General features: G+C 46.9%; 14 protein-coding genes and 2 pseudogenes. 11 read left to right on the top strand and 5 right to left on the bottom strand.

The genetic code is table 11. From position 1 onward, the window contains the following. The first annotated feature begins 9 nt into the window (after positions 1-9). Both L6439_RS24440 and L6439_RS24435 read left to right on the top strand, forming a co-directional pair. The gene (locus L6439_RS24440) at positions 10-684 is read left to right on the top strand and encodes an ABC transporter ATP-binding protein (protein WP_213471123.1); all 675 of its coding nucleotides are present in this window, start codon (positions 10-12) and stop codon (positions 682-684) included. 53 nt (positions 685-737) lie between these two features. Further along, the gene (locus L6439_RS24435; protein ID WP_168178668.1) at positions 738-1,100 is read left to right on the top strand and encodes a hypothetical protein; all 363 of its coding nucleotides are present in this window, start codon (positions 738-740) and stop codon (positions 1,098-1,100) included. A gap of 276 nt (positions 1,101-1,376) precedes the next feature. Here the strand turns inward: L6439_RS24435 and L6439_RS24430 are convergent, their stop codons facing one another. After that, positions 1,377-2,738: an FAD-dependent oxidoreductase gene (locus tag L6439_RS24430; RefSeq protein WP_168178667.1), complete on the bottom strand. Its 1,362-nt coding sequence runs from the start codon at positions 2,736-2,738 to the stop codon at positions 1,377-1,379. 352 nt (positions 2,739-3,090) lie between these two features. On the opposite strand from L6439_RS24430, the gene L6439_RS24425 reads away from it, so the two are divergent. The 3 genes from L6439_RS24425 (at position 3,091) to L6439_RS24415 (ending at position 5,826) form a co-directional block, all read left to right on the top strand. Then, positions 3,091-4,467 (top strand): Ig-like domain-containing protein, encoded by a 1,377-nt coding sequence (locus L6439_RS24425; RefSeq protein ID WP_168178666.1) that lies wholly within the window; start codon positions 3,091-3,093, stop codon positions 4,465-4,467. A gap of 330 nt (positions 4,468-4,797) precedes the next feature. Next, the gene (locus tag L6439_RS24420) at positions 4,798-4,965 is read left to right on the top strand and encodes a hypothetical protein (protein ID WP_168178665.1); all 168 of its coding nucleotides are present in this window, start codon (positions 4,798-4,800) and stop codon (positions 4,963-4,965) included. 531 nt (positions 4,966-5,496) lie between these two features. Further along, positions 5,497-5,826: a hypothetical protein gene (locus L6439_RS24415; protein ID WP_213471124.1), complete on the top strand. Its 330-nt coding sequence runs from the start codon at positions 5,497-5,499 to the stop codon at positions 5,824-5,826. A 27-nt stretch (positions 5,827-5,853) separates the two neighbouring features. Here L6439_RS24415 and L6439_RS24410 read toward each other — a convergent pair whose 3' ends face one another. Beyond that, positions 5,854-6,084 carry a Clp protease/crotonase-like domain-containing protein gene (locus tag L6439_RS24410; protein ID WP_213471125.1) on the bottom strand — a complete coding sequence of 77 codons (231 nt, stop codon included), beginning with the start codon at positions 6,082-6,084 and terminating at the stop codon, positions 5,854-5,856. Then, complete coding sequence (locus L6439_RS24405; protein WP_213471126.1) at positions 6,059-6,271, bottom strand: hypothetical protein; 213 nt, start codon at positions 6,269-6,271, stop codon at positions 6,059-6,061. Before L6439_RS24405 ends, L6439_RS24410 begins: the two co-directional genes overlap by 26 nt. 83 nt (positions 6,272-6,354) lie before the next feature. On the opposite strand from L6439_RS24405, the pseudogene L6439_RS29810 reads away from it, so the two are divergent. From L6439_RS29810 to L6439_RS24395, 3 genes and pseudogenes are all read left to right on the top strand, one after another. Beyond that, a pseudogene (locus L6439_RS29810) lies at positions 6,355-6,588 on the top strand (hypothetical protein); the annotation flags it as partial. Between the two features lie 98 nt (positions 6,589-6,686). Continuing rightward, complete coding sequence (locus L6439_RS24400; protein WP_213471127.1) at positions 6,687-7,238, top strand: stage II sporulation protein M; 552 nt, start codon at positions 6,687-6,689, stop codon at positions 7,236-7,238. A gap of 887 nt (positions 7,239-8,125) precedes the next feature. Beyond that, the gene (locus tag L6439_RS24395) at positions 8,126-8,422 is read left to right on the top strand and encodes a hypothetical protein (RefSeq protein WP_213471128.1); all 297 of its coding nucleotides are present in this window, start codon (positions 8,126-8,128) and stop codon (positions 8,420-8,422) included. Positions 8,423-8,685: 263 nt separating this feature from the next. Here the strand turns inward: L6439_RS24395 and L6439_RS24390 are convergent, their stop codons facing one another. Together L6439_RS24390 and L6439_RS24385 are read right to left on the bottom strand one after the other, a co-directional pair. Then, positions 8,686-9,789: a sensor histidine kinase gene (locus tag L6439_RS24390; RefSeq protein WP_168178661.1), complete on the bottom strand. Its 1,104-nt coding sequence runs from the start codon at positions 9,787-9,789 to the stop codon at positions 8,686-8,688. Further along, positions 9,780-10,499 carry a response regulator transcription factor gene (locus tag L6439_RS24385; protein ID WP_168178660.1) on the bottom strand — a complete coding sequence of 240 codons (720 nt, stop codon included), beginning with the start codon at positions 10,497-10,499 and terminating at the stop codon, positions 9,780-9,782. Before L6439_RS24385 ends, L6439_RS24390 begins: the two co-directional genes overlap by 10 nt. A 160-nt stretch (positions 10,500-10,659) precedes the next feature. Between L6439_RS24385 and L6439_RS24380 the strand changes: the two are divergent. The 3 genes and pseudogenes from L6439_RS24380 to L6439_RS24370 all read left to right on the top strand — a co-directional run. Next, positions 10,660-11,346, top strand: a pseudogene (locus L6439_RS24380) (ABC transporter ATP-binding protein); the annotation flags it as partial. 37 nt (positions 11,347-11,383) lie between these two features. Continuing rightward, complete coding sequence (locus L6439_RS24375) at positions 11,384-12,091, top strand: ABC transporter permease (protein WP_213471129.1); 708 nt, start codon at positions 11,384-11,386, stop codon at positions 12,089-12,091. 39 nt (positions 12,092-12,130) lie between these two features. Continuing rightward, positions 12,131-12,985: a DUF4097 family beta strand repeat-containing protein gene (locus L6439_RS24370; RefSeq protein ID WP_306434374.1), complete on the top strand. Its 855-nt coding sequence runs from the start codon at positions 12,131-12,133 to the stop codon at positions 12,983-12,985. Positions 12,986-13,109 lie beyond the last annotated feature (124 nt).

Raw genomic sequence — 13,109 nt, 5'->3', positions numbered from 1 at the left:
GTGATAAATATGAGTGTATTGTCGTTACAAAACGTCTCCTACAAATATGATGGCGCCAAAAAAAGCGTTCTGAAAGAGGTAAGCACCGCGTTCGAGGCAGGAAAAGTGTATACGATTATTGGCAAGTCGGGTTCTGGCAAGTCCACCCTGCTGTCGCTGATGGCAGGTCTTGACACTTGTAAGGAAGGTGCGATTTATTATCGGGGCGATGATCTGAAAAAAATTGACCGCGACGATTACAGGGCAAAGAGCATCGGCGTTATCTTTCAGGCTTATAACCTGCTTACAAGCGCTACGGCGGTTCAAAATATTGTTCTTTCCATGAACATCAGCAAGAGCCCTGAAAAGGATAAGAAGGAATTTGCCTATCAAATTCTTGAAAAAGTTGGAATTGATCGTGAAACAGCCGACAGGCCGGTACTGAAATTATCGGGCGGCGAACAGCAGCGGGTTGGTATCGCACGGGCGCTGTCGCATCATCCAGGCATCATCATCGCCGATGAGCCGACCGGAAATTTGGACAAGGATACGGAAGCCGAAATTTTAAAGATTTTCACTTCGCTTGCCCATGAGGAAGGCAAATGCGTCATTATCGTTACCCACTCCAAAAAGGTGACCTCTATTGCCGATGAGGTATGGGGGATACATGCGGGAAGACTGTTTTTAGTTGGAGAAACTGACTAAGTCGTGGCCGTGAGGATTGAACATAAAAAATCTAGCGAAAAGAGAAGGAAAACATGAGAAAAAAGAAGATTCCCATTTTAAGTATGGGTCTATATGCACTTGCCGGGTTGCTAATGCTATATACCGCTTGGTCGGCGGCCAACAGCTACGGTTATATTTCTGAAATGATAGCCATGAGCCAGTTGGTGGCCAGCGAAAATAGATATGAAATTGTAAACTTCTTTATGACAAACTGTGCACAATATATGCTGTTTGCCGTTATCCTATTTACATTAGGGTGGATTCTGCAAATGAATTCATCCGTTCATGCAGGAACTCTTAACACGGGGAACCAGGCCGCTTCGTCCGGAGGTTTACGTAAGAATGAATCCGACGAAGATGATTTTGAAACGTGGTTTCAGAATAATGATAGATGAGGATTGTCTCAACTCTCCTTCATTCTACAATCATCCATGATAACGAGGCGTGTCCTGCTGGGCACGCCTTCTAAGTCTCTTCCTCATTCAAGATCGCTCGTATCACGTTATGTCTCATCTTTTGCTTACCTACGCTTGGTTGAAGCAGGAGTGTAAGGCTATCCCAGCCCCCCCCTGTTTCTGGTACAAGTACGCTTCATGATCGTTCTCGGGTAAAGCAAAAGTCATCGGGCGCCTGTAAAGATGATCCGATGACCTTTATTCATGTTGATTCATTCAGGCGTGCTGCGGCTCCCCGTCTCCAACGTGGGGAAGCGCGGCAATGCCGGCCGTATTCAAAAAGTTCCAAGGCTTGTTAAAGTGAGGCTGGAAGAAGAAGTCGACGAAAGCCAGCTCGTCGATCGTCATCCCGTTTTGAATGCATACCGACAAGGTGTTCATCGCTTGGGTCAGATCGACTTTGGACATGATTTGCGCACCCAGCAGACGGCGGCTTTCTTGTTCATATACCACCTTCAAGGTTACCGTCTCTGCCGTAGGCATAAATTCCGGCCGATAGGCGTCAGTTACCGTAACCGCTTCGGCATTCATCTTCTCGTCGGCGCATGCGACTTCGGTAAGTCCCGTCGAAGCAAGGTTGAGATCGTATATTTTGAGGCCCGACGTGCCCTGCGTGCCCAAGTATTTTGTCGTTGGCCCCATCAGATTGCGGGCCGCCAGCATTCCCATACGCACCGCATTGGTGGCCAGCGGAATGTAAGCCGCCTTGCCGGTAGGATTGTAATGCACGGCACAGCTGTCGCCGGCGGCGAACACGTCCTGCTTGCTGGTTCGCATATATTCATCCACGATGATCGCGCCATTCGGCAGCATATCCACCTGACCTTGAAGCAGTTGCGTATTCGGGCGGAATCCGATACAAAGAATGACCATATCCGTTTCGATTTCGCCCTTGTCGGTGATGACGAGGTTGACCAGGCCGTCCTTGCCTTCAAAACTTTTCACGGTCTGCCCAAGCGCAAGATCGATGCCTTTGCCGCGGAACGCTTCCTCGATCCGGCCGCTGAATTCGGTATCCAGATAACGGTTCAAAATCCGGTCTGCGCTGTCAATCAGCGTCACCTGTTTGCCGCTTTGCTGGAACGCCTCCACAAGCTCTACGCCGATATATCCCGCACCGACCACCGTGATATGATTCGCCTGTTTTGCCTTTGCGATGATGGTGTTGGCATGTTCATAGTTTTTGCACAGCAGAATGTTGCCAAGCTCCATGCCTGGAAGCTGTGGAATGACCGGCCAGGATCCCGTCGTAACAATCAGCTTGTCGAAACCATCTTTGAATTCCTCTCCGGTGAGCAGGTTGCGCACTTGAATGGTTTTCGCATCCGTATCGACCGAGAGGACCTCATGACGCATGCGGGTGACGACGCCCAAATCGGCCAGATGCTGCGGGGAGGAGTAAAAGAGCCCTTCCGGATTCTCTACGACGCCGCCCACATACAAAGCGATACCGCAAGATAAAAACGATATGTTGTCGTTGCGTTCGTAAACGGTAATCCGCGCATCGGGGTACAGCTTGGCCGCATTGACCACCGCTGCGGTTCCGGCATGGGTACATCCAATCACTGCAATCTTCATCGCAATTCCTCCTTGGGAGTCAAGTCTAAGTAACCAAAATTGTTGAATTTTGTTGTGATTTATTTCACACATACAGTCTACTGTGATTTTTTTCACAAATCAATAGTCCAAATTGTTCAAATTTTCACAACGTAAGTAAAGCATACTGTGAAGTGACGAGTTTGACGATAGTCTTGAGGCCGTTGCGGGTCGATATTTTCAAAAAAAGCAACACTTTTTCCCATCAATAGCCGTTATAAGAAGTAGAGCCTATCTCGATCATATGAACTATTCGGAAGAAACATAGTTTAATCCTTAAGTATCGGAATAAGGCATCGAAAAGATACAGTCAGGCAGTTGAAAGGAGTAACTTATGAAGTCCGTATTTGAATCAGGAAAAGGCCGCTTCGGTTCTGGCTTGCTCGTTGTGTGTGCGATACTTATCCTTGCCGTATCGTGGCCGGCTAGCATCCAAGCCAAGAGCAATGCCGCGGCGGCGTCATTTAAATTGAAGGCCGCATCCAAGTCATTATATCTCGTCATTGGCAAGGAAGCCGATCTTCCCAAGGTGAACGCCCTCTATAAGGACGGCAGGATCGAGGATGTGACCGGATCCGTCACGTGGCAGCCCAGTTCGGATGTGTTGACGATCAGCGGAGGCAAGGTGAGCGGCAGATATGGCGCTTCGGCGAAGCTGACAGGCACGTACGGCAATCAGAAGGTTACCGTTCCCGTTCGTATAGAAGAGGATTTCGTGAAGTATGAAGTGGAGCCGTCTTCCGTCACCATAAGCGCGGGCTCCTCTCAGCCGATTAAAGTAACGGGTTATTACTCCAATGGAAAAAAAGTATCCATCGGAACGAAAATCCAATGGAAATCCGGAAATGATCAGGTTGCGCGGGTTAGCGGCGGAACGATAAAGGGAGTGGCGGAAGGCAGTACGACCGTTACGGGCGTGTTAGGCCAGCAGCCGTTCAACATTCCCGTGCAGATTACGCCCAAGATTAAAAAACTAACCGTAACGCCTGCGAAACTGGTGCTGACTCCCGGTAAAGCGGCCGCTTATTCCGTTCAGGCGGTCTATGAAGGCGGGCGAACGGTGGATGTGACCTCGCAGGTGACGGCGAAAGTGGCCGGCAAAGGCATTCAAGCGAGCAACGGCACAGTTACCGCGGCAGGCCAGCCGGGGCGTGCCAGCGTGAAACTGTATTATGGAGGAAAAGGAGTATCCCTTCCAGTCACCTTGCAGGAGAGCCTGGCGAGCATCGAGGTGCAGCCTGCGTCTCTCGTCGTCGGGGCCGGAGCTTCTAAGCCGATCAAAGTAATCGGCACCTATTCCAACGGGAAAAAGGTGTCGCTTGCAAGCAAGGTGGCCTGGACATCCGACAACGCGCAAATCGCCAAAGCGGCAGGCGCCAGCATAAAGGGGTTGAAGGAAGGGACGACGAAAATCGTCGGCGTTTACGGCGATCGCACATTTGAAATCCCCGTTCAGGTCACGCCTAAGCTGCAGAAGCTGACGGTCACGGCATCGAACCCGAAGCTGGCTCCTTATCAAACGACCACTTATCGGGTACAGGCCGTGTATACCAGCGGAAACAGCAGCGATGTAACGTCGCTCGCCCAGTCCAAGTCGAATGGCAAAGCGACCGCCAGTCAGGGCACGATTACCGCAGTGAGCAAAGGCAAGGCCGTCATTACCTTTACCTATGGCGGCAAAAAAGTATCCCTGCGCATTCCGGTAGAGTAGCATGAAGATATCATGCCAGGATGAGGAGAAGGGATTCGTTTCTTTACCATTTTGAATATGATGTGAAATCGAGGGGCTGTCTCATCGTAGTTCATCTACTTATGAGCAGTCCTTTTTGCGATGCATCATTCCCCGTGATGACATGCGCTGATCGGTCAAAAGCAGCCCTATCTCAAAGAGTCACTTGCAGCATTTGTCATTTTGTCCCTCCATTTTTCAAGTACGGCAATCCATGAAAATATGTAATTTCGTTTGATTTTCATAGTTTCAGGGTCCGAAGAGACAACTCCCGAATATAGTAATCTCAGCAAGGCAAGAGGAGGTGATAACATGGCGTTATTCAAAATCGCTTCTATCTTGGGAATTAACCTCGCTGAGGCACAGCAGGTTCTGGAAGGAATCCTTAACGGCGTCGTTCCTCCCGCGCTTGAGCCTGTCAAAGATTTAATTTTATTCCTTGTAGACGCAGGCTTGAGCAACCTTGCCGTTGTACTGTAAGGCATTCACGAGTCTTGCGGTACGATGCGCACCCGTTATCGGGTGCGCCAGACTGTCGACAAAGTCCTGTCGACAGTCTTTTTTTCTTAGGAAGGGCGGGGCCGGGGGAGGCAGAGCAGGTTAGGTTATGGCAAGCTGGTCCGCGCTTGAAGCAAGCTGGTCCCTGCGAGAAGCAAGCTAGTCCCCGCTTGAAAATGCTGCACAGGCCAGGCTGTTGGAAAACCCCTGTTTTTTGTGAAGGGGTGGAGAAGGTCCATTTTCCTCATCCAAACTTTGGCTCTTAGAGCGTTTTAAATCGATTTTTTTCTACCGGGAGAAGAGATCCACATCACAGGTGAAAAGTCCCATAGACTACTCAATGGCCTGATCTTACGGGATCCAACCGACCGCGTCGGATGCTGGGGGCATCATCGCCTTCAGGAAGCATTATCAGCCTGCTGGAAGCACTATCGGCCGGCTGGAAGCATCGTTGCCTCCCGGGGCTTGGACGTGCGGAGGAAATTGCTGCTATTTTACAGGAATTTCGGCTTAATGAGTCCACATCCCGAGGAATTGCTGCAAATCTACATCATTTTAGGCCCTTTTGCTTCAAACCGAAGCGAAACGGGGGAAATTCCTGTAATTTTGCAGGATTCCCTTTCTGGAATAGTCGTCCAGATCGAATTGCTGTATTTCTGCAGGATTTCGCTTACCGAATCGGCGTGCCTGGAAAAATCGTGGAGTTTGCGGATTTCGCCTGCCGGATGGGCGTGTCTAGGGAAATGGTGCAGTTTTCAGGATGGTGGAAATATCCATTTTCCTGCTCAAAACTTCTTTCTCAACAGCCTGACAGGCGCAGCATTTTTAACCTCAAGAGGCTAAATTCCAAGAAAATCATGCAAAATTACATTATTTCGCCATTTTGAACGCTATATATGCCTTGCCGTAGGGGAATTGCTGTATTTTTGCAGCAATCTTATTTTCGCAACCTCGTGTCAATAAAAATTCCTGCATTTTTGCAGCATTGGTGGAGCAGATGACTAGAGTGGCGGGAGATACTGCAGCTTTGGTGGAGTAGATGAAAAAGCCATCGGCCACCGATTTGGCGTTCAATTCATCCAGCGCGCTGAGGATAATCAATCCGTATTTGCAGCGCAGCCAATCGCTTGGTGCAGCGGATGATGATATTCTCGGGGCAGGAGAAGTACGCCTGAGAAGTGGACCTCTCCGTCCCCGGCAAACCGATCCGGCATACGTGGAAGCCGTTGATCACGATAGGCAAAGCCAAGGAGGCTTGCATGCCGATGTTCAGGATCAGCTGCGGCATGGGGAGAGGGTGTGCCCCTTCCGCTATTTGCGAGTTCACAGCATCTTCGACGATGAGATGAGAGTATACGGTGAGGACGAGGCGATCACCTTCGCCATACAGATGAAAACAAATGGAGTTATGCGCAGAGGAAAGAAACAATAGAGCGAGTTTTTGCTGCCATGAACCTCAAAAAAATGGCGACCTGGCTCTGGAAGACCAGTCGCACCTCTCCCAATTTCTTTCGTAATGTAAATATGGATAAACAAGACAAAGAACTCCCGCGATTGCAGTATTTCGCGGAAGTTTGTCTTTCAACCGCATCGGTCTGCTGCTAGAGTTGATAACTTCGACGTACTTAAATCTAGCACGCATGCACGTTTTTCGACATATGATGTACTTGATTACAATCTATGGCAGAAGAAGGGAGCGGGTTATGTTGCGAACCTTTTGGAAGAAGATTTGGCATGATGAAAAGAAACTGATCCGGGCCGCGGCAATTTGGTTCTTCGCAGGCATTGCGCTCAGTCTATTCATTGGAAAGCAAATTCATGTGGATAATTCCAATCTGATCACCGGGTTCGATTACGAATGGTACCAGATTGCGGCGAACAATATCGGTGCAGGTCTTCTCATTGCAGCCAGCGGGATTCTTTTATCCGTTCCTGCCGTGCTGCTGACTCTCTTCAACGGGTTTATGCTCGGTTATCTTGTTATGCTGTCTGCCTCCCATTATTCTGCGGCTGCAATTATCGCGGCGTTGGCGCCCCATGGCATCTTTGAGGTTCCGGCGATCCTACTGGCCTGTACCATAGGCTTGAAGCCCTTTAGCTGGGTCCTTCGCTACGTACGCACCAAGCAACCGGTTGATTGGAAGAAGGAATGGCGTACAATCGCGGCGCTGCTTGGCTTAATGGCCGTCTTGTTTACTGTGGCGAGCTTGATCGAGACCTATGTCTCACCCGTCACGATGAACTACGTTGGCTAGTGTTCTTTGTAAAATAGTGAAATCTGGTATTTGTTCATTTTCTTTTCCGAACAGGTTAACCTGTTATTTGAAGTTTACTGAGGGATAAGTATTATCTTTTCCTGATTATCACTATTCCATTTAATCGTGACTGTAATTTTCTTACCTTCTTCTGGCAATCTATACATACTAATTGACGTTGAAATTGTATTGTTTGTTAAAGCTGATGTCTTACCACTTTTATCCGAAGAAGTTGACGATCCACTTAGCTGAGGACCAATCCCTTCACTAGTTATATCATAAGACATACCATAAACAACTTGAGAAGGGTCGGTGATTTAGAGCACCCAGCCACACCCATAACGACTAAGCCTTTTTAGGATCAGTTAGTTCTAAAAAATATTTCACTCACCTCTCTAAAATATCGAATCAAGTGTGAGGAAACTTAGTTTGTGCTGTACATCAAAGCTAGATGATTTCTTGAATGGTCAACAGAGGAAGGTGTGTGTTGTGCTTGTAATTTATTATATAATACATTTTTACCATAAATAAACAGATAGAGGTTTCTTTGTGAAAAAAAGAAAATTTCTCGTTTCTGTTCTAAGCTTACTTATTATGGTCACATCATTGGGCATTGGAACAATCGCAAACGCAAGTGAAAACCAAAACGCAACTGAAATCATTTCTGTAAAAGGCAAAAGGCTTTGAAAATTTTCAGATTATAAAGACTTACAACAAAAATGAACGAATTGTCCCTAGTGAGCACAGTCTTATCAATTTCTTGAATGGAGATGGGATACTTCCCAATGAGGCAACTGGAGAACTCCTAAATGTACAAGTGAAGAGTGCTTTAACTGAAAAAGTTAACGATCTATATTACTACAACAAACAAGGACGGATTTAACTTTGTGGGAATCGACAAAGTTAGCCATAGATTTGAAATTAATGACTCTTCTTATAAAGTTTCGTTTAAACAAATGCAAATAGCACAAAATGGTGTTGGTTATCCTGATATGAAGAATATTACTAAACAGGATAAGACAATAAACATTGAGGATTCGGGGACTGAATTGGTTAGAAATTATGGATGGACTCCGATTCTGAAATACGGGTTAGGTTATGCCGTAGGGATTAATATTACTGCAAAAATTCAAAGAGGACAACAATCAAACTGGGATTTCAAATTTAATTTCCCGGTCACATAGTAAGTTCAGCAAGATCTAAAATAAAAATATTACAAGCTCCCCTTTTAGAGCGGTTACTTTTTGGCGGCTTGAAGTGACTTTTGTAAAGTGCTACGGATATTTCGTTTGAATTAGCGCTTTTTCGATCCCCCCATCACTGGCCTAAAGGGTATATCGTGTTAAACACAGGCAGGGAAACGAAGGAACATGTTTGGTCTATAAGAAGAGGTGTCCAATGATCTGGGGGGATATCGGAATAAAAGTCCGGTACCCCCCTTCCTTTTTTATAATCGTCCTTTTTTCGGCAGCCTAATCTCGAACGAGGTTCCTTGCGAAGGCTTGCTCTCGACCGTAATAGTGCCGTCCTGGGCTTGAATCAGCTTGTAGACAATGGCCATCCCCAATCCGGTCCCATCGGAGGAGGAATCCGTGGTGGTGCCGCGGTAATATTGCTGAAACAGATGTTCTACCGTAGAAGCCGGCATGCCAACGCCGTTATCCATGATCCGGATAGCGGCATGGTCCCCTTTGTCCGCAAGCTGGACATAGATATCCGCAGGTTCAGGATTATGGATAATGGAGTTCATTAATAGATTTTGCAGGATGCGCTGCATGTATTTCGGATCAAACTGAACATAAATGACAGGCGTGTCCGTTTCAAAATGAAGATGATAGCTGCTTGCTTGCGGATTATTGCTGATATCGGCGACCACCCTTTTCGTAAATTCAACCATATCCTGGTTCGTCTTCTGTAAGGGCAGCGTGCCGTCAGCGCGATTGAGCTGGATGACAAGGCTTAGATCTTGAATTAAGTCTTCCATATGCTTTCCTTTGTCATCAATCTCCCGAATAAAAGAAATCGCCTCTTCCTTCGACCACTCATACTGATCATTTAATAACAGGGTGGAGTAGCCCTTGATATAGGTTAATGGCGTTTTCAGATCATGGGAAATCCCCGCAATCCAATCCTGTTTGGCTTGTTCGATTCTGGTTCTCTCGACTTCATTCGCTTGCAAGGTGACACCCAAGGATTGGAGGTGCTGGAGTACCTCCTGATAGAGACGGTATCGCATGCGAAGCTTCCCTTTGCGGGTATAAATGCGAGGCAATCCGGCTGGCTGCCGGTAGTTGTCTTGCGAGAGCTGATGAATCCAGGCCATGACGAATCCGAGCGGACCGCCAAAATACCACCCGAACAGGCCAATGCAAAGCAGCGTGCTGATCCCAAAAATCCATCCAACGAGAAATCCTTCATCATCTGGACTGACATGGATATCGAGCAGCGGCAGAAGGCCTTCACGCAACGCGATAATGACGAAGCCCGTCCCAAGCATCCACAGAATAAGTCCTAAGGCGAGATGAACAGTGAATCTAGTTTTTATTCGCATAGGAGCGCCTCATTCGGGGGGATGAATTTATAACCGATTCCTCGCAAATTCACAATGATTTTTGGTTTGCGGGTATCGTCCCCGAGTTTTTTTCGCAGCTTGGAGATATGGATCGTGACCGTTTTTTCTTCCCCGAACACCTCATTTCCCCACACCCGCTCGTAAAGCTGAGCCGTCGTGAAGATATGATTGGGATGTCTGCAAAAAAAATGAAGCAGCTCCAGCTCCTTGGCCGTGCAATCTACAGGTTGATGCTTCACGGTTAACGTTGCCGAGTCCGGATGAAAAGCGAAATACCCATAATCGTATACCGTGTTCTGTTGATGTGAATGCTCAACCAGCCTTTGACGGCGAAGGATAGCTTTGATGCGAGCAACAACCTCCAACGGATTGAAAGGCTTGGTAATATAATCATCTCCGCCGATGCCCAGCCCCGTTAGTTTGTCGAAATCGGTAGAACGCGCACTAATAAAAATAATCGGTGCATTTGTATGCTTCCGCATCTCGGTGCATAATTCAAAACCGCTTATATCCGAAAGCATAATATCGAGCAAAATCATATCATATGCTTTTTCTTTGATGCGCTCCAACGCGCCTTTGCCCGTGGATACGGTGTCGATATGAGTAAAGTTCTCTTTCCTGAGCGTGATCTCCAATAACTTCAAAATTCCGATTTCATCATCGACCGCCAAGATGTGTGCAGATTCCATTGTGCTCTTCCCTCGCTTCAATCTTATCCTGCCAATTCATTTTCTATCTTACATCCTATCCAAAAAAGTTACGGGCATTTTCCGCAGCGTTTACTTTGATTTTACTTTCATTCCTTACACTTAGTGTAGCACATCAATAAGAAATCGGGAGGAACTCGGAGTGGAAGCCGTCATTCAAATCCATCAAGTAAGCAAGACCTTCAGGGGCACGGAGACGATTTCGAATGTCAATATGAACGTCAACAAGGGAGAAATTTATGGATTTTTAGGCCCGAATGGAGCGGGAAAAACAACCATCATGAAAATGATATTAAATCTAGTAAAGCCATCTTCCGGTGAAATCAAAGTATTCAATCAGCCGGTTCTGCCAACGTCTTATCAATACTTACAAAGGATAGGCAGCATCATTGAATATCCCGTGTTTTATGACCGGCTAACGGCAAAGGCAAATTTGGAATTTCATTGTGAATACGCGGGGTATCGCGATAAGACCGCGATCAGGGAAGCGCTGGAGATCGCAGGTCTTCACGGAGTGGAGAATAAAAAAATACATGAATTTTCTTTAGGAATGAAGCAGCGGTTAGGGATTGCGCGGGCGCTTGTGACGAAACCGGAGATTCTCCTTCTTGACGAGCCTACTAATGGACTGGATCCTATCGGAATGAAGGAGATTCGCGAGCTTCTCTTGCTTTTAAAAGAGAAATACGGAACTACCATTTTCATTTCGAGTCATATCGTGTCCGAAATTGAATCTCTCGCCGATACGATTGGCGTCATTCATCATGGCAAATTATTAAAAGAAGTAAAGATGGAGACCATCCGCAGACAACATCCCGGCTCGTTAGAAGAATATTTCATCCATCTGATTCATGGAGGCACTCGATATGCTTAAACTGATAAGACTAGAATGGGAAAAAAGTAACGTATCCAGTTATTTGAAAGGCTTAGCCATTTGTATTGTGGCCATTTTCGTTGCCGTTGCGCTGATGGCACGGGGCTCTCACGGTGAAGGCGAGCCCATGTTTCCGGATTATGCCGCCTTCATGTCTTTAACGAATATTTTGATTCGAATCGTATATCTCATTTTCTCAAGCGTTATCTTGTCACGTCTAGTGATTGAGGAATACAAGAGCAGCATGATTCAAGTGCTGTTTACGTATCCGCGGCCACGGAAAAAAATCATTCAAGCCAAGTTAGCCATTGTGTTTGGGTTCTGTTTTTTTAGCATCATCCTGACTACGGTCATCATCAATATACTCACTTTTTTCTTAAATCCGATGATAGGTTTATTTGAAGCGCCTGTTCGTATCGATGACATGGCGGTGGCCGTTCCGGCAACGTTGATGCACGCATTTATGATGGCTGGAATCAGCCTGGTTCCTTTATCTTTTGGCATGAGAAAAAAATCGGCCCCTTCCACCATTACCTCGGCTGTCGTCATCGGCTTCGTGATTAACGCCACGGTGTCTGACGGGGGGAGCCCGATCAGTTTGTTCCAATTCATAGGAATCCCGATTGCGCTATGTCTGCTCGGCCTTCTCATCGGCTATCTTTCTTTTTATAAAGTGGACAAAAACGATGTGGCAATATAAATCCATTTCAAATGAATAGAGGGATTCGCGTTGAAAAAAATGATTTTTGCTTCGCTTGCCTTAGTTGCCGTTGGCGGGTTAGCGGTTGGCTGCCAGGGAGTGGGGATGCAGGACTTTAAAAATAAAATTTCCTTCGAGGCAAACGGCATTGAGGCAATCGAAATGAACAATGATTCTTGGGATATTGAGTTCAAAAATACGGAATCCCGACAAATCACCATCGCTTGTGAAGGAAAGCGGCAAGACAAGAATAGCGACCCTGTGACCCTTCTCCATGACGGGAAGAAAATTGTAATTACCCAGCAAGATCAAGGGGGAATGGGGGGCTTCAGTTTTGGCAAGAAAGGCACTATCTATATATCCATCCCCGATCGTGGGGTAGATTCGATTACATTGCATAATGGCGCGGGTGACATCAAGATGAAGGATGTAACGGCCGCAAACCTCGTTATTTCCAATGATTCCGGCACGGAAATGATGGAAGGACTATCCGCAGATAAGGGTGAATTTACATCCAGAGACGGGGAATTGAACTTGAAAGACAGCTTGCTCAACCAATTAACAATAACCTCCCTTAGCGGTGGCAGCTATATTACCGGTGTGACTAGTCCTGAGATGACCATTACTTCAACAGATGGTGAAGTCTCACTCCAAGAGATGCAAGAAGGGAAGTCATTACGTATAGAAACCAAATCAGGAGATATCGCGGTTTCTTATCGAGCGGCTCCCGTGTCATTAAGGCTTGCCGCGCACAGCGGTTCGTCGGATATAAGCGTTGATTTAGATGGCTTCAAAGAGAACGGGAGCTCGGAAACAGCAAAAGAAGGCACCATTGGGGAAGCCGCACATAAATTGGAGCTCATCAGTGAATATGGGACGATAACCGTAAAGTAGATACGGTTTTGGGGGCCGCATGCCCGTAGAACGAAGCTCGGGTTAGATCCGGCTTGCATGAATGGATATGCGCGTATGGGAGATATTACTTAGAGGCATGCTACAGGGAACTAAAGGGATTAAG

The organism is Paenibacillus dendritiformis (assembly GCF_021654795.1).
In the GTDB taxonomy this organism is placed as follows: Bacteria; Bacillota; Bacilli; order Paenibacillales; family Paenibacillaceae; genus Paenibacillus_B.
This window is presented reverse-complemented; position numbering and strand designations above follow the sequence as displayed.

What these genes read in the sequence shown, in the direction of transcription:
- L6439_RS24405 (WP_213471126.1), bottom strand. Translation starts at nt 6,271, where the DNA reads ATGCCGCAGCTGATCCTGAACATCGGCATGCAAGCCTCCTTGGCTTTG.
- L6439_RS24425 (WP_168178666.1), top strand. Translation starts at nt 3,091, where the DNA reads ATGAAGTCCGTATTTGAATCAGGAAAAGGCCGCTTCGGTTCTGGCTTG.
- L6439_RS24400 (WP_213471127.1), top strand. Translation starts at nt 6,687, where the DNA reads ATGTTGCGAACCTTTTGGAAGAAGATTTGGCATGATGAAAAGAAACTG.
- L6439_RS24375 (WP_213471129.1), top strand. Translation starts at nt 11,384, where the DNA reads ATGCTTAAACTGATAAGACTAGAATGGGAAAAAAGTAACGTATCCAGT.
- L6439_RS24430 (WP_168178667.1), bottom strand. Translation starts at nt 2,738, where the DNA reads ATGAAGATTGCAGTGATTGGATGTACCCATGCCGGAACCGCAGCGGTG.
- L6439_RS24385 (WP_168178660.1), bottom strand. Translation starts at nt 10,499, where the DNA reads ATGGAATCTGCACACATCTTGGCGGTCGATGATGAAATCGGAATTTTG.
- L6439_RS24440 (WP_213471123.1), top strand. Translation starts at nt 10, where the DNA reads ATGAGTGTATTGTCGTTACAAAACGTCTCCTACAAATATGATGGCGCC.
- L6439_RS24370 (WP_306434374.1), top strand. Translation starts at nt 12,131, where the DNA reads ATGATTTTTGCTTCGCTTGCCTTAGTTGCCGTTGGCGGGTTAGCGGTT.
- L6439_RS24415 (WP_213471124.1), top strand. Translation starts at nt 5,497, where the DNA reads ATGAGTCCACATCCCGAGGAATTGCTGCAAATCTACATCATTTTAGGC.
- L6439_RS24420 (WP_168178665.1), top strand. Translation starts at nt 4,798, where the DNA reads ATGGCGTTATTCAAAATCGCTTCTATCTTGGGAATTAACCTCGCTGAG.
- L6439_RS24435 (WP_168178668.1), top strand. Translation starts at nt 738, where the DNA reads ATGAGAAAAAAGAAGATTCCCATTTTAAGTATGGGTCTATATGCACTT.
- L6439_RS24390 (WP_168178661.1), bottom strand. Translation starts at nt 9,789, where the DNA reads ATGCGAATAAAAACTAGATTCACTGTTCATCTCGCCTTAGGACTTATT.